We start from the raw sequence: 15,071 nt of genomic DNA on the forward strand, positions 1-15,071 counted from the left end.
GGGTGCCGTCACCTTCTACGAGTGCGGTGAAATCCGTGAATACTTCCTCAGTAGAGTCTAGAACATCTGCTACAAGCGTATCAAAAGGTCTCGACTTGCTGTCCCGGCCAAGTTAGGACAAGGCTGTAGTCTCCTCCCTTGAACATCGTCATGACATCCTTACGCTGCTGGGGGTTCTCGATCCGGTGATCCCATTCGAGAATGTGGTCGAGCCGCGAAAAAGTGTCTTGGCGAAGATACGGATTCTTCCGACGAAACTCGGGATCTGCGGCGTGCTCCATCTGCACCCGGAAGGTGTTGCGGAGTGCGACGAACTCTGACACGGCCTCCTTGGCATGACGGTATCGCCAGTTTGAGGCTGACATCTCTCCGGCCAGATAGAGGTGGCTCGGTTTGTCTGAACAGCTTCGGGCGTTTCGCTAAGTGGATTTCCGCCTCGATTATGCGGCCACCATCATTGGTGTCAGCGCGTTGAAGTAGGCCTGATCCGGCGTCCGCCGGTCAAGGGATGAATGTGGGCGTCTGGTGTTGTAGAAGTTCAGATATCGGCCGATGCCAGCGCGTGCCTCGGACACAGTCTTGTAGGCATGGAGGTAGACTTCCTCGTATTTGATCGAACGCCAGAGCCGCTCGACGAAGACATTGTCTCGCCACGCACCCTTGCCATCCATCGAGATGGCGATCTGTGACCTCTTCAGCACGGCGGTGAAGTCGATGGAGGTGAACTGCGATCCCTGGTCGGTATTGAAGATTTCCGGCCTGCCATGACGGGCAAGTGCCTCCTCCACCGCCTCGATGCAGAAGGCTGCTTCCATCGTGATCGACAACCGCCATGACAAGACCTTCCGGCTGAACCAGTCCACGACGGCGCACAGATAGACAAATCCCCGCGCCATGGGGATGTAGGTCAGGTCCATTGCCCACACCTGATTGGGCCGGGTGACTGCCAGCTTTCGTAGGAGGTAGGGATAAATTTTGTGCCCTGGCGCTGGTTTCGAGGTGTTCGGGCGGCGGTAGATCGCCTCGATGCCCATCTTCTTCATCAGCGTGGCGACGTGTCGCCGCCCGGTCTCCAGACCTTCTCCTCTCAAGAGCCCTTGCAACATCCGACTTCCGGCAAAGGGGTAGTCGAGATGCAATTCGTCAATCCGGCGCATAAGGGCCAGATCGCCGTCAGACACCGGAAGAGGCAGATAGTAGACGCTGCCACGGCTGAAGCCGAGAAGCTTCGCCTGGCGCACGACGGATAGCTTGTGCTCGCGGTCGATCATTTCTTTCCGCCCAGCAATCCCGCCTTGCCGAGCGCACCGGATAAAAAATCGTTCTCCAGTGTCAGTTCGCCGATTTTCGCGTGCAGCGTTTTGACATCGATGGTCGGACCCGACGGCTCCGCTTTCGTTTCATCGCCGAACACACCTGTCGCCCCCTCAAGGAGCTGGTCTTTCCATTGCTTGATCTGGTTGGCGTGCACATCGAACTGCTGGGACAACTCCACCAGCGTCTGCTCACCTCGGATGGCGGCAAGTGCCACCTTCGCCTTGAAAGCCGGGCTATGGTTCCGGCGCGGTCGTCTCGTCATGGTCTCTCCTGTTCCCGGCATCTAAGCCGAAGTCAGGCAGAAACTCCACTTATCCCCGCTGTGCAGATTTCCCGAGCCACCTCTTTCTCTGCCGGAGCGCCATGCGGCCGATATCGTGCAGGGAGCAAATGTCACAGTCGGCGAGCGCGGCCTGAAACGGTCGCCGGATCAATCCGAAACGAGGCTTCCGGGTCGGATCGTCAAGGTCTACCCAGAAATCGTCGATGGACGTGTCACCGCCGATGTCGAGGTCGCCGGCATCGGCGATTATTTCGTCAATGAGAGGACCCTCGTATCGATCCCGGTGGGCAAGCGCTCCGTGCTTGCTGTGCCGCCGGAAGCGGTGCGGACGCTGCATGGGATCGACTACGTACGTGTCGCTGGAATAGGGGGCGCGATCGATGTGGCTGTCATCATCGGCGAGCGTTTCGAAGATAACGGCCAGCCCCGCATCGAAATCCTCACCGGCCTTCATGACGGCGATCGGATCGTGCTGCCATGACGCCGCCAAGACTTAATCTCGGTCTGGCCGGTGGCTTGACCCGTGCCTTCATCGGCTCGCCGCTAACGCCGCTCTTCTTGCTGGCCGCCTTCGTCCTGGGGCTGGTTGCACTGGTATCGTTGCCGCGCGAGGAGGAGCCGCAGATCTCGGTGCCGATGGTCGATATCCGCGTACAGGCGAACGGCTTGAAGACCGAGGATGCGGTCAAGCTCGTAACCGAACCGCTCGAGACCATCGTCAAAGCGATCGACGGCGTCGAACACGTCTATTCCCAGACCGAGGATGATGGTGCGCTCGTCACGGCGCGGTTTAAGGTCGGCACCAATGCCGATGCCGCGATCCTGCGGGTGCATGAGAAGGTCCGGGCGAACATGGACCGCATCCCCGTCGGCATTCCCGATCCGCTGATCGTAGGACGCGGGATCGACGATGTGGCGATCGTCGTCGTTACGCTGCGGCCAACACAGAAGAGCGCCGGGCACTGGACCGCCAACGGGCTGACAAGGCTGGCGCACGAGCTGCAGGTCGAGGTCGCCAAGCTGCCTGATATCGGCCTCACCTATATCGCTGGCGAGCAGCCCGAGCAGTTCGAGGTCGAGCCAGATCCGGAAAAGCTCTCGCTCTATGGCATCACCCTTCAGCAACTCGCCGCCAAGATCGAGGGGGCAAACCGTTCCTTCCGCGTCGGCACGGTGCGCGAAGGCGGCCAGCAGCGCGCGATTGTTGCCGGGCAGACGCTGCAGGAGCTCTCCGAAATTGGCAACATCCTTCTCACCGCGCGCGACGGCAGGCCCGTCTATGTGCGCGATGTCGCAAAAACGGTCCTTGCCACCTCGCCGGCGGAGGCCCGTGTCACCGATGTCCGTTCGACAGCAGATGGGCTGCAAAGGGTTCCGGCGGTTTCTCTTGCGATCGCCAAGAGGCCAGGCACCAATGCCGTGGTCATTGCCGATGATATCGTAAAGCGTCTGGAGCAGACCCGCGGCCAGATCTTTCCGAAGGATGTCGAGATGACGGTCACGCGCGATTACGGCGAGACCGCCAACGAGAAGGCGAACGAGCTCCTGTTCCATCTTGGGCTCGCAACCGTCTCGATCGTCTTCCTGGTCGCCATTGCCATCGGCTTGCGCGAGGCGATGGTGGTCGCGGTCGTCATTCCGATCACCATCCTGCTCACGCTCTTCGCGTCCTGGCTCATGGGCTATACGCTGAACCGTGTCAGCCTGTTCGCCCTGATCTTTTCGATCGGCATCCTGGTCGACGACGCCATCGTCGTCATCGAGAACATCGCCCGCCACTGGGCCATGCAGGACGACCGATCGCGCAGCGCGGCCGCTGTCGACGCCGTTGCCGAGGTCGGCAACCCGACCATCGTCGCCACGCTGACCGTCGTGGCTGCGCTCCTTCCGATGTTGTTCGTGTCGGGGATGATGGGACCCTATATGAGCCCGATCCCGGCGAACGCCTCGGCAGCGATGCTGTTCTCTTTCTTCGTCGCGGTGATCCTTACGCCCTGGCTGATGATGAAGCTCGGCCGGAAGGAGGCAGTGCGCGGACACGCTCATGCCGCGGCCGATGGAGGGCGTCTCGGCAGAATTTACGCGATGGTCGCGCGGCCTGTCCTGCGGAGCCGCGCCCGGGCCTGGGCGTTCCTGCTGGTCGTCGGCATGGCCACGATCGCGTCGCTTGGCCTTCTCTACACCAAGCACGTCACCGCCAAGCTGCTGCCCTTCGACAACAAGACCAACCTTCAAGTGATCGTCGACCTGCCCAAGGGCTCTTCGGTCGAGGATACGGACCGGACATTGCAGCAAATGGTGGAGCGGCTGGGCGACATGCCGGAGATCGTATCCTTCCAGACCTATGCCGGAACAGCGTCACCTTTCGACTTCAATGGATTGGTGCGGCACTATTATCTGCGCGCCGAACCGCAGCAGGGCGATATCGTCGTCAACCTTCTGCCCAAAGGCTCGCGCGGCCGCGCGAGCCATGCGATCGCCCTTGATATTCGCAAGCGCCTCGAGGGCCTTGCGCTGCCGCAGGGAACAGTGGCGAAAGTGGTGGAACCGCCGCCTGGCCCGCCTGTGCTGGGGACGCTGCTGGCTGAGATATACGGACCGGACGCCGAGACGCGCCGTGCCGTCGCCGGAAAGGTTCGCGAGGCCTTCAAGAGCGTGCCCTTCATCGTCGACGTCGACGACAGCTACCACAATCAGCCGCAGCGTATGCGTGTCGCGATCGACCAGGACAATCTCGATTATTATCGGGTCGAGCAGTCCGACGTCTATGACACGTTGCGTTATCTCTATGGCGGCACCACGGTCGGCTATTCGCATCGCGGCGGCGGCCGTCAGCCGATCCCGATCCGCATCGCCCTGCCGAAGGGTGAGAAGGTGATCGACGAACGCGCGCTCACCACGCCGGTCCCGGCCAACGCGCTGCCGGCGGGCCTTGGTGTCGTCGAACTCGGCGACGTCGTGTCGGTCTCCGAGCAGCCGGCATCGTATCCTGTCTTCCGGCACAATGGCCGGGCGGCGGAGATGGTCATGGCAGAGCTTGCCGGCGCTTACGAAGCGCCGATCTACGGCATGCTCGCCGTGAACGATGCGATTTCCAAGGCGGATTGGGGCAATGTTCCGAAGCCGGTGATCGCGCTCCACGGTCAGCCCGATGACGAAACCCGCCCGATCCTGCTCTGGGATGGCGAGTGGGAGGTGACTTGGGTTACTTTCCGCGACATGGGCGCGGCGTTCATGGTGGCGATCCTCGGCATCTATATCCTTGTGGTCGCGCAGTTCGGCTCGTTCAAGCTTCCGCTGGTCATCCTGACGCCGATCCCGCTCACCTTCATCGGCATCATGCTCGGGCATTGGCTGTTCGCGGCGCCGTTCACGGCAACCTCGATGATCGGGTTCATCGCGCTTGCCGGCATCATCGTGCGCAATTCGATCCTGCTGGTGGATTTCATCCGCCATTCCGGGGGGCAGGGCAGGCCAATGGTCGATGTACTGCTTGAGGCCGGCTCCGTCCGCTTCAAGCCGATCCTGCTGACCGCGCTCGCCGCGATGATCGGCGCGGGCGTGATCCTGACCGACCCGATTTTCCAGGGGCTCGCCATCGCGCTGCTGTTCGGTCTCGTCTCCTCGACGCTTCTCACGGTGCTCGTCATTCCGGCGATCTATGTGGCGCTGAAATGATCGGCGCTTGCATAGCCTCTTGAAAAATGGTCTAAATTGTAAGATAGTAATTAATTACTATCTTTGGGGTAACCGCTGATGCCGCGCTCGACCAACCTCTCAGCTCCGGAACGACGCAGGGTGACCGTCGAGACCGTCATCGATCTGGCGGCCGAACAAAACCCTGCGGACATTACGACCGGAGCGATCGCGCAGCGCATGGGTGTGACACAAGGCGCCTTGTTCAGGCACTTCCCATCGAAGGACGCCATTCTTCAGGCGGTTATGGAGTGGGTAGCGGAGCGCCTTCTGGCGCGCATCGACAAGGCCACGTCCGCGACGTCCTCTCCGATTGACGCACTGGAAGCGGCATTCTTCGCGCATATCGAGTTCATCATGGAACATCCCGGTGTGCCCAGGATGCTGTTCGGCGAACTGCAGCGCGCGGAGCAGACCCTTGCCAAGCGAATGGCGCATACTTTGATCCAACGCTACGGCGAGCGTCTCGGGCGGCTCATCGCGGACGGCAAGGAGCAGGGTGAATTCGCCGACACGCTGGATGACAAGGCCGCCGTAGCGCTCTTCATCGGGGCGATCCAGGGTCTTGTCATGCAATCCCTGCTAGTTGGCGATGTTGCGCAGATACGTGCAATCGCCCCAGGTGTTTTTGCGTTGTATCGGCGCGCTGTCGAGGTGCCGAGATGATCGATCGGCATTCCTCGGCGACGAAATCTCCCGTTCGCTCGATCAAGACGTCGTCAGCGAGGCGCGTCACCCCCATCGCAGATCATTCAATGACGCAGATTTGCCTGGAGGCAGGTCGATGAAACTGCCTTCATTGCAGCGCCGCACACTGTTGCTCATTGGCGTTGGAGCTGTGACCGCGGCCTTGTTTGGCTATGTGGTCCTGCGCTCCGGCCCTCTCGCGCCGGTGTCCGTTACGACTGCCGTCGTCGAGGCCCGTTCGATTTCACCGGCGTTGTTCGGCATTGGCACTGTCGAAGCGCGTTTCTCCTACAAGATCGGCCCCACCAGCGCGGGACGTATCGGCAGGATTCTTGTTGATGTGGGTGATCAGGTTCGATCCGGCCAGACCCTGGCCGAAATGGACCCGGTAGACCTTGATGCCCGCATCGCGGCACTTGAAGCGGCGATCGGCCGAGCGGAAGCGTCGATCAAAGTCGCCGAAGCGCAGGTGGTCGATACCAGGACGCGCAAGGATTACGCACTTGCTCAGGCGAAGCGGTATGAAGAACTCTGGAAGACCCGCGCCGTGAGTGAGGTCGCAGTCGAAACGAAGCGGCAAGAGAGCGAGGTGGCGCAGGCCGCTCTCTCGGCCGCTCAGTCCAATCTTCTCGCTTCGCAGCAGGATCTCCATCGTAACCGCGCCGACCGTGACGGTCTGGTCAAGCAGCGGGAGAACCTGGTTCTGCTTGCGCCGGTAGACGGTGTCGTTTCCGCAAGAAAAGCAGAACCGGGAACGACCGTGGTCGCAGGCCAATCGGTCGTGGAAATGATTGATCCAAAAAATCTCTGGATCAATGCCAGGTTCGATCAGATTGCCGCCACGGGCTTGCGGCAGGATTTGCCCGCCACGATCGCGCTGCGCTCACGCGCCGGCGAGGGATTACCGGGAAGCGTTGCGCGGGTGGAAGTCCTTGCGGATGCGGTGACGGAAGAAAATCTTGCAAAGGTGAACTTCGACACGCTTCCCGTGCCGCTGCCCTCAATTGGCGAGTTGGCCGAAGTATCGGTCGCCCTGCCCGAGATCGCCGCCTCGCCGACCATTCCGAATGCCGCGGTCCAGAACCTCGGCGGCAAGTTGGGTGTCTGGAAGATCGAAGGTGGGAAGATCCGGTTTACGGTTGTCCAACTGGGGGCTGCCGACCTGGAAGGAACCGTGCAGATCACGAAGGGTCTGAAAATTGGCGACGAGATTGTCGTCTACAGCGCCTCGAAATTGCTCAGCACGAGCCGCATTCGTGTCGCTGACAATCCGGCGGAGCTCCTCAAATGATCAGTCTTGCCGGACGCGACATTTTGCATTCCTGGGGGAAGTTTGTCTTCACGGGTGTCGGTCTGGGTCTGCTGATCGGTGTGACCTTCACCATGGCAGGCGTCTATCGGGGGATGGTCGATGACGGCAAGGTGCTGCTCGACAATAGTGGCGCCGATATGTGGGTTGTCCAGCAGAACACGCTCGGTCCATACGCCGAGTCCTCGAGCATCAACGATGACATTTACCGCATGATCCTGGCGATCCCCGGTGTCGAGCGAGCCGCCAACGTGACTTATCTTACAATGCAGGTCCGCAAAGGAACCTCCGACGTGCGATCCATGGTGGTGGGCGTTGCGCCAGGGGACATGGCGACACCTGGCCGACCGCCCTTCCTTGTCGCCGGGCGGCACATCACGCGCAGCCACTACGAGGCGGTTGCCGATGTCGCCACTGGTTTTTCTCTGGGAGACAGGATCGTTGTCCGAAGGAACCATTTTACCGTTGTGGGTTTGACGCGACGGACGGTGTCGTCGGGCGGCGACCCGATGGTCTTCATCCCGCTGAAGGACGCGCAGGAAGCGCAATTCCTCAAGGACAACGACTCCATTGTCCGTCAGCGCCGGCGCACTAGCGAGAATCCCGAGTTCAATCGGCCGGGCGTTCCCGGCTTGCTGGACGCCATCATCGCCTCGCAAAACAGCAACCCTTATGTAAACGCCGTTCTGGTGCGCACCAAACCGGGATACGACCAGGACCGGATCGCGACAGACATCGCGAGGTGGAAGCGACTGACGGTCTACACCCGCCCGCAGATGGAGGAGATTCTGGTCGGTAAGCTGATCGCCACCTCGGCCAAGCAGATCGGCATGTTCCTCGCGATCCTGGCCGTTGTCAGCGCAGCGATCGTCGCCTTCATCATCTACACACTGACAATGGACAAGATACGCGAGATCGCTGTGCTGAAGCTGATCGGTACCCGCAATCGCACGATCGCATCCATGATCCTGCAGCAGGCAATCGTGCTCGGGCTGATCGGCTTCGTCGTTGGCAAGATCACGGCGACCTTTGCAGCGCCGTTGTTTCCGAAATTCGTCCTTCTTCTTTCCGCCGATACGATCATCGGCGTTATCGTTGTCATCGGCATATGCGCGCTCGCCAGCATCGTCGCGATCCGGATGGCGTTGAAGGTCGACCCCGCCGAGGCGATCGGTGGCTGAGATGGGCGGCGGGATACTGATCGAGAAAATCCGCAAGCGATATGGCAGCGGCTCCACCGCCGTCGATGCCCTCAAAGACGTCAATATGCGGGTCGCGCCCGGCGAGGTCGTCGGTTTGATTGGACCGTCGGGTTCTGGGAAGAGTACCTTACTCAAAGCTCTGGGGGCGGTCATCGACCCGAGCGGTGGGCGGATGACCCTTGGTGACGAGCTGATCTATGACGATGGATGGAAGATCCGCGATCTGCGTGCGTTGAGGCGCGACAAGATCGGTTTTGTCTTCCAGGCGCCTTACCTCATTCCCTTTTTGGACGTGACCGACAATGTCGCCCTGCTTCCCATGCTTGCCGGCATCCCAAATCATGAATCACGCCAACGCGCGCGAGAGCTTCTAAAAGCACTCGATGTCGAGCACCGAGCCGATGCGATGCCATCGCAGCTCTCCGGCGGCGAGCAACAGCGCGTTGCCATCGCGCGCGGATTGGTCAACCGGCCGCCTGTCATTCTTGCCGACGAGCCGACCGCCCCGCTCGACAGTGTGCGCGCGTTGACCGTGATCCGGATCCTCAACGACATGGCCGTGAAATTCGGAACGGCGATCATCGTCGTCACGCACGACGAAAAGATCATCCCCACCTTCAGGCGCATCTACCACATCCGCGACGGGGTCACCCACGAAGAAGCAGGCGAAGGGCGCGGCTTCGAAACGGGCCCGTGAGAACGATTATCTTTCCGCTGCAACGATGGCGGTGTTTGCTGACCGGAAGCTGACGGCAATTTCTGCCGATCTTCAGTAGCCCGTCAGTCCCTCTGTGCATGATTTCCTCCATCGACAACACAGCCCAGGAGAAGAAATCATGAGAAAGACATTGGCAGTGCTTGCATTGCTCGCGGTGTTTCCGGCAACGGCTGCGTTTGCTGGAGAGGCGTGCGACGTTCCGCCTCAGAAGAGGCAATCCTTCGAAGCTCTCGGGAAGCTTGCGGGCGACTTCGGATGGACCATCGACAAGATGAAGATCGACGATGGCTGCTACGAACTTCGGGTCACTGACACCAGCGGGAACGTCCTCAAGGTGAAGATCGATCCCGCAACGCTCGAGGTCGTCGATGGCAGCGTCAAGCGCTTCGGCGATGGCAGTACCATCGGTACGTCGCCGGAGACGGAATTGGACTAGCGATGGTTGCCTTGCGAGTAGGCTTAGCCTCGAAGCTGTCTATCTGTGGGTGACACCGGGTCGTCCGGCGGGCGAGCGATCTTGGTCTTGATCGCAGACCTGCCGGGATCCGGTGATCGCCCAATGGCCGTAGACCGTGTGGTTGGCGAGTGAGGTTCCAAAGGCCGGTTGTATCTTGAATTAGTCCTTTAGTTAGAATAATTCTAAACTGAACATTTTTCTGCGTTTTCCTTCCATCACGGAATGAGGTTGCGTCGACGCAGCATCATCCCGCTGCACACACAATCACTGCTCGGAGCACCATTCATGCGCGCCCTTCACAAGGAAAATCATCTCATCGAACGGATAGGCTGGCTTCGGGCGGCTGTACTGGGTGCCAATGACGGGTTGATCTCGACGTCGAGCCTGATCGTCGGTGTCGCCGCGGCGACCAACGCCTCGCATGAGATCCTTGTTGCCGGTGTTGCCGGTCTGGTGGCCGGGGCGATGTCGATGGCGGCGGGCGAATATGTGTCGGTCAGTTCGCAGGCCGATACCGAGGAAGCCGACATGGCGCGGGAACGGCACGAGCTGGCGACGCAGCCGGAGGCCGAGTTGGCCGAACTCGCGGCAATCTACGAGCAGCGCGGCGTGGCCCCAGAGCTGGCCCGGCAGGTCGCCGAACAGATGATGGCGAAGGATGCCTTCGAAGCCCATGCGCGGGATGAACTCGGATTGGCGAGCCATGTGATGGCAAGACCGGTTCAAGCTGCGCTGACCTCGGCGGTCACGTTTGCGGCGGGTGCGGCTTTGCCGTTGATCGTCGCCCTGCTTGCGCCGGCCGGAACGGCTGCATGGACCGTGTCCCTTGCTTGCCTCATCGGTCTTGCCATCCTCGGCGCAATCGGGGCACGGGCGGGCGGCGCCAGCATCTGGAAACCGACTATCCGGGTGGTGTTCTGGGGCGCTGTCGCGATGGCCTCGACCGCATTGATCGGCTCCGTGATCGGCCGGGCGGTGTGACGATGAAACGTCTGTCGCTCGATTTCCAGACCGTCATGTCGGCAATTGCGGTCCTCGGGATGATGCTGGCCGTCGCCGGGACCTGGCCGCCGGCGGAAGGCCTTTCCATTCTAAGATCTCCCGGTCTGGCGATGGTCTATTTGGCCGGAGGGCTTCCCGCCACCTGGAGCGCCCTGACGGCGTTGTGGCGCGATCATATCCTCGACATCGATCTTCTGATGGTCGTCGCGGCCGTGGCGGCGGCGATCGTCGGGGCGCCGTTCGAAGGCGCGGTGTTGCTGACGTTGTTCAGCGTGTCGACCACGCTTGAGCACCAGGCATTGGGACGCGCGCGCAGGGCTGTTGAGGCGCTCATGGCGCTCCGGCCGGAGACGGCTTTCCGCAAAGGAGAGGACGGGACCACGGTGGAGGTTCCTGCTGCGGAGCTTGCCGTCGGCGATGTGGTGGTGCTGCGTCCGGGCGCACGCGTGCCGACCGACGGTGTGATCCTGCATGGCCGTGGCGGAATCGACGAAGCCAATATCACCGGTGAGTCGATGCCGGTCTCCAAGGAACCGGGCGAGCAGGTTTTCGAGGCGACCGTCAATCTTGACGGGGTCCTTGACGTGACCGTCACCAGGACGGTCGGCGACAGCACGATCGCGCGCATGATCCAGCTCGTCACCGAGGCGCAGGAAGCGAAGGCGCCGTCCGAGCGCTTCAGCGCGTGGTTCGGCCAGCGTTATACGGTCGGTGTCCTGCTGGGCTCCGCTCTGGCCCTTGCGGTCTTCTATTGGCTTGGCCGCGACTGGGAACAGGCCCTCTACAAGGCCGCGACACTCCTGGTCGCCGCCAGTCCCTGCGCGATCGTCATCTCAGTCCCGGCAGCGATCCTGTCGGCGCTCTCCGCCGCGGCGCGAGGCGGCGTGCTGTTCAAGGGGGGCGGTGCGCTCGAAACGCTCGCCGCTGTCGATACCTTCGCGTTCGACAAGACCGGGACCCTGACCAATGGACGTGCAGAGGTCACGCGCATTGTCGCCCTGGATGGTGAGGATCGCCGTTTCCTTTCGCTCCTTGCCGGGCTGGAAGCGCATTCCGAGCATCACATCGCTGCCGCCATCCGTCGTGAGGCCCTGGTTCATGGCGTTGAGCCGGTGGCGGTCGTGGACGTTACGTCGCATCCGAGCGCCGGCATCGTCGGCTACGATTCCTTCGGCCCGATATGGGCCGGCAACGCTCACCTCGTCGAGGACATGGGCGCCTCCGTCGATGATCCGGCGTTCCGTGAACTCGCCGACAGTTCTCAGACCGTGGTCTATCTTGGGCGCGGTGCGACCGTTCTGGGGGCGGTCAGTGTTGCGGACGAAGCAAGAGCCAGCTCAGCCCCGGCGCTGGCCGCGCTTCGCGCCGGTGGCGTCAACCGCATCGTGATGATGACCGGCGACCGCAGGCCGGTGGCCTTGCGCATCGGTACGGAACTTGGCCTTGCGCCCGGCGAGGTTCATGCCGAGATGCTGCCGCAGGACAAGGTGCTCCAGGTCGGCGACCTCGCGCGTGATGGCAAGGTCGCTTTCGTCGGCGATGGCGTCAACGATGCCGCCGCATTGGCTCGCGCCGACGTCGGCATCGCCATGGGCGCGGCGGGGTCGGACGTCGCACTGCAGGCCGCCGACGTCGCCCTGCTGTCGGAAGACATGAAGAAGCTGGCCGATGCGCACCGGCTTGCACGGCGGACGGCCGTCATCATCCGACAGAATCTCGTCCTCGCGATCGGCGCCATGCTGGTACTTGTGACCGGCGGCCTGTTCTTCGACCTGCCGCTTCCGCTCGCGGTGATCGGACACGAAGGCGGCACCGTTCTGGTCGTGCTGAATGGCCTACGCCTCCTGTCGGACCGAATCCGCGCCACCGACGGCTATCTCCACCATTCTCGTCAATATGAGTTCCAGGATCAAACGGGCAGCACGTCCGGATCGCGGGCGACCTCGCCCACCACACCATGATTGGACCCAGTGCTGATTGGGCGGCAGCCGGACCTTCCCTGTCCTAAAAACCGCAAAGGGACACCGATGCTGACTTTGACATCGCTCGGCGCGCCACCGCATCCTTATCGACTGCGGGCTGTTCCAGGGGCTCAAGAACCTGCGCGAGCTTAACTGGGAGAAGCTTCCGGTTCAGCCTGCGGCGATCGGCGCGGTCATCCTGACGCAGGCCCATCTCGACCGTTCCGGATAGTCGCCGGCATCGGATAACACATGCCTCGTCTCACTTGCGCCAGATCAAGAACGTTCCTTTGCCAATGGTGTATCAGGGGGGAAATGAAGGATCGGATCGTGGTCAAGGCACAAGAACTACCCTCAAGTTTCCACCACGTGCGGTTGGTTCTCGCTCGCGGCAAAGACCATCCGGAGGGAGATCGGGAAGAAGGCTATGATCTTCTGGTTCCGCTCAACCACGAAGGATTCCTTGATCCGCTGGAATGGAAGAAATCTCGCGACGCCTGTCGCGTCCGATATTTTCGGGACGGTAAGACGGCCCGCATCGGGCTGTTGCGGCGCAAGCCCGGCGGGCAGTGGTATTTCGATTACGAGCCGGGTGATCGGGACGACGAGATCGGTTTCCGCCTGGGCGAGGAGTGCTTCCGTCTTGGCGAATACATCTCGGTCGGGCGGGAAGGCGCGTTTGTCACCTATCAGGTCGCGCGCGTCGAAAAGCCCTGACGCCGGGGCGAAATTGCAGAAAAGGAGAAAGAACCTTGTCGAATACACCTCACACTCTTGGCGACGAATTCCCAGACCAGATGGACGCCATTCATGCCCTGAAGGCGAAAAGCCCGGAGTTTGCGCATGTTTTGACGGAATATGACGCGGTGAACGACAAGATTCATCGGTCCGAGACACGTCTCGACGCCATTTCCGAAGCAGCCGAGGCCGATCTGCGCCGCCAGCGGCTGATGTTAAAAGACAAGATCGTGGCATCGCTCCGCAACGCGTGAGGGGACTGCGAGGCCGCGTTTTGCTGCCCCGCTTGCATTACCCGATTTCGGGGAGATCAGCGACACCACTCTCCCCGAAACCATCGCTTACAGCCGACCAGACCGACCCATCAAGGCCCGAGTGTGGCCGCATGCCCGGCCGCAATCTCCCCCTCAATTCACGAACGGCCAAGATACAGAGACGCTGCCATGCCGGCCGCAAGGCCGAGCACGCTAAGGGCGCTGACGGGCCCGCCGATCCTTGAGCCTCCGACCCATGCCGCCATCACGGCTTTGACAAGTGTATTCATGGCCACGGCGATCAGGATCGCATCTGCCGCAAGACCGGGCTCGATCGAATGCGACGCCAGGCGGGCCATGGAGATCGAAATCGCATCCACATCGGCGATGCCCGAAGCGGCGGCGGTCACCAGAACGCCCGCATTCCCGAACGACTGCTGAAGCAGATGCGACACCACCATGACCACGGTGATGAGTGTCCCCATTTTCAGGGCAGGCGCCAATTCCAGCGGGTTGGTGATCGTAAGTTCCGGCTGTTCGGAGGAGCCGCGACTTTGTAGCAGCAGGAGCCCGGCGCCGATGGCGAGCACGCCACCGCCGATGAGCAATGGCCATTTGAGATGCGGAAGCAAGCTTGGGTTCAAGGCCGTCGCCACGACTGCAACGCGGATGATCATGGTCAAGCCGGAAAGAAGCACGCCACAGGAAAGCAGCGTGCTGGACTCGGGGTGCCGGCGGGCAAGCCTTGCCAGCGTCAAGGTCGTCGCTGTCGAAGAGGCGAGCCCGCCCGCGATCGCCGTCATCAGGACGCCAAGCCGGTCCCCGAACACGCGGACGGCGACGTAGCCGGCGAAGGAGACCGCGGCGATCAGGATGGTCAGCAACCAGATCTCATATGGATTGACGGTGCCCCAGGGATCGACCGGCCTGTTCGGCAGGATCGGCAGCATGAGAAAGGTCATTGCCAGAAGCGTCAGGCCCGACCGGATCTCATTCCAGCTCAGCGACGCGACCCAACGATGCAACGGCTCGCGCAGGGCAAGCAGCACAGCCGTGGCAACAGCCCCGGCGATGGCGGCTGCAAGGTCGCCGACGACGGCAAGCGTTCCCAGCAGGAACGTGGCTATGCCGGCGACGACGGATGTCGCGCTGTAATTTCGCTCGGCCCGCGCTTCGAGCCAGTGGTAGGAGGCGAATGCCGCGGTGAACCCGAGGAAAACAAGACCGATCACGAGGCCAGAGTCGAACTGCCGGGCCAGGGCGCCGGTAATGCCGCCGGTGAGACCGGTCAGCGCGAACGTTCGTAGACCTGCCGCGCGCAGATGGTCTTCCTCGTTGCGGGTACGCCATCCACGCTCCAGGCCGATCAGCAGACCGATCGAAAGCGATACCGCAAGGCGGCTGAGCAGGGCGTCAGTGTCCATGGTCTCCCGAGTTGCCTTTCAGC

The 15,071-nt window shown here is 61.7% G+C and carries 14 protein-coding genes; 11 read left to right on the forward strand and 3 right to left on the reverse strand.

Annotated elements, in window-relative coordinates:
- Positions 1 to 80 precede the first annotated feature (80 nt).
- Positions 81 to 323 carry a hypothetical protein gene (locus tag AABF56_RS31225; protein ID WP_133037281.1) on the reverse strand — a complete coding sequence of 81 codons (243 nt, stop codon included), beginning with the start codon at positions 321 to 323 and terminating at the stop codon, positions 81 to 83.
- Positions 324 to 440: 117 nt separating this feature from the next.
- Positions 441 to 1,579 (reverse strand): IS3 family transposase gene (locus AABF56_RS31230; RefSeq protein ID WP_306040543.1). Its coding sequence is split into 2 segments (ribosomal slippage): positions 441 to 1,321 and positions 1,321 to 1,579, totalling 1,140 coding nucleotides; the frame shifts between segments, so codons are not numbered across the junction.
- A 115-nt stretch (positions 1,580 to 1,694) separates the two neighbouring features.
- Here AABF56_RS31230 and AABF56_RS31235 point away from each other — a divergent pair.
- From AABF56_RS31235 to AABF56_RS31285, 11 genes are all read left to right on the forward strand, one after another.
- A complete protein-coding gene (locus AABF56_RS31235; protein ID WP_272809014.1) occupies positions 1,695 to 2,081 on the forward strand; it encodes a hypothetical protein in 387 nt (128 codons plus the stop codon).
- Entirely contained in the window at positions 2,078 to 5,278 is a 3,201-nt protein-coding gene (locus AABF56_RS31240) for an efflux RND transporter permease subunit (protein WP_272809015.1), read from the forward strand. The genes AABF56_RS31235 and AABF56_RS31240 overlap by 4 nt, the downstream gene beginning before the upstream one ends.
- 78 nt (positions 5,279 to 5,356) lie before the next feature.
- The gene (locus AABF56_RS31245) at positions 5,357 to 5,962 is read left to right on the forward strand and encodes a TetR/AcrR family transcriptional regulator (RefSeq protein ID WP_023513026.1); all 606 of its coding nucleotides are present in this window, start codon (positions 5,357 to 5,359) and stop codon (positions 5,960 to 5,962) included.
- A 118-nt stretch (positions 5,963 to 6,080) separates the two neighbouring features.
- Positions 6,081 to 7,274 carry an efflux RND transporter periplasmic adaptor subunit gene (locus AABF56_RS31250; RefSeq protein ID WP_023513025.1) on the forward strand — a complete coding sequence of 398 codons (1,194 nt, stop codon included), beginning with the start codon at positions 6,081 to 6,083 and terminating at the stop codon, positions 7,272 to 7,274.
- Positions 7,271 to 8,473 carry an ABC transporter permease gene (locus AABF56_RS31255; RefSeq protein WP_272809016.1) on the forward strand — a complete coding sequence of 401 codons (1,203 nt, stop codon included), beginning with the start codon at positions 7,271 to 7,273 and terminating at the stop codon, positions 8,471 to 8,473. The genes AABF56_RS31250 and AABF56_RS31255 overlap by 4 nt, the downstream gene beginning before the upstream one ends.
- Position 8,474: 1 nt before the next feature.
- On the forward strand, positions 8,475 to 9,191 hold the full coding sequence (locus AABF56_RS31260; protein WP_024271190.1) for an ABC transporter ATP-binding protein: 717 nt from the start codon (positions 8,475 to 8,477) through the stop codon (positions 9,189 to 9,191).
- 139 nt (positions 9,192 to 9,330) lie between these two features.
- Positions 9,331 to 9,648 carry a PepSY domain-containing protein gene (locus AABF56_RS31265; protein WP_272809017.1) on the forward strand — a complete coding sequence of 106 codons (318 nt, stop codon included), beginning with the start codon at positions 9,331 to 9,333 and terminating at the stop codon, positions 9,646 to 9,648.
- A 306-nt stretch (positions 9,649 to 9,954) separates the two neighbouring features.
- Entirely contained in the window at positions 9,955 to 10,650 is a 696-nt protein-coding gene (locus AABF56_RS31270) for a VIT1/CCC1 transporter family protein (protein WP_023513021.1), read from the forward strand.
- A gap of 2 nt (positions 10,651 to 10,652) precedes the next feature.
- The gene (locus AABF56_RS31275) at positions 10,653 to 12,632 is read left to right on the forward strand and encodes a heavy metal translocating P-type ATPase (protein ID WP_023513020.1); all 1,980 of its coding nucleotides are present in this window, start codon (positions 10,653 to 10,655) and stop codon (positions 12,630 to 12,632) included.
- A 315-nt stretch (positions 12,633 to 12,947) separates the two neighbouring features.
- Positions 12,948 to 13,349 carry a hypothetical protein gene (locus tag AABF56_RS31280; RefSeq protein WP_023513019.1) on the forward strand — a complete coding sequence of 134 codons (402 nt, stop codon included), beginning with the start codon at positions 12,948 to 12,950 and terminating at the stop codon, positions 13,347 to 13,349.
- Between the two features lie 35 nt (positions 13,350 to 13,384).
- A complete protein-coding gene (locus AABF56_RS31285) occupies positions 13,385 to 13,624 on the forward strand; it encodes a YdcH family protein (protein WP_023513018.1) in 240 nt (79 codons plus the stop codon).
- Positions 13,625 to 13,782: 158 nt separating this feature from the next.
- Here the strand turns inward: AABF56_RS31285 and AABF56_RS31290 are convergent, their stop codons facing one another.
- On the reverse strand, positions 13,783 to 15,048 hold the full coding sequence (locus AABF56_RS31290) for an MgtC/SapB family protein (protein WP_023513017.1): 1,266 nt from the start codon (positions 15,046 to 15,048) through the stop codon (positions 13,783 to 13,785).
- Positions 15,049 to 15,071 lie beyond the last annotated feature (23 nt).

The sequence above is a fragment of the Shinella sp. WSC3-e genome (assembly GCF_945994535.1).
GTDB classification, from domain to species: domain Bacteria; phylum Pseudomonadota; class Alphaproteobacteria; order Rhizobiales; family Rhizobiaceae; genus Shinella; species Shinella yambaruensis.

Bases quoted from the DNA above. Each gene is read 5' to 3' on its own strand.
- AABF56_RS31290 (WP_023513017.1), bottom strand. From the start codon at position 15,048: ATGGACACTGACGCCCTGCTCAGCCGCCTTGCGGTATCGCTTTCGATC.
- AABF56_RS31265 (WP_272809017.1), top strand. From the start codon at position 9,331: ATGAGAAAGACATTGGCAGTGCTTGCATTGCTCGCGGTGTTTCCGGCA.
- AABF56_RS31275 (WP_023513020.1), top strand. From the start codon at position 10,653: ATGAAACGTCTGTCGCTCGATTTCCAGACCGTCATGTCGGCAATTGCG.
- AABF56_RS31260 (WP_024271190.1), top strand. From the start codon at position 8,475: ATGGGCGGCGGGATACTGATCGAGAAAATCCGCAAGCGATATGGCAGC.
- AABF56_RS31270 (WP_023513021.1), top strand. From the start codon at position 9,955: ATGCGCGCCCTTCACAAGGAAAATCATCTCATCGAACGGATAGGCTGG.
- AABF56_RS31245 (WP_023513026.1), top strand. From the start codon at position 5,357: ATGCCGCGCTCGACCAACCTCTCAGCTCCGGAACGACGCAGGGTGACC.
- AABF56_RS31255 (WP_272809016.1), top strand. From the start codon at position 7,271: ATGATCAGTCTTGCCGGACGCGACATTTTGCATTCCTGGGGGAAGTTT.
- AABF56_RS31240 (WP_272809015.1), top strand. From the start codon at position 2,078: ATGACGCCGCCAAGACTTAATCTCGGTCTGGCCGGTGGCTTGACCCGT.
- AABF56_RS31250 (WP_023513025.1), top strand. From the start codon at position 6,081: ATGAAACTGCCTTCATTGCAGCGCCGCACACTGTTGCTCATTGGCGTT.
- AABF56_RS31280 (WP_023513019.1), top strand. From the start codon at position 12,948: ATGAAGGATCGGATCGTGGTCAAGGCACAAGAACTACCCTCAAGTTTC.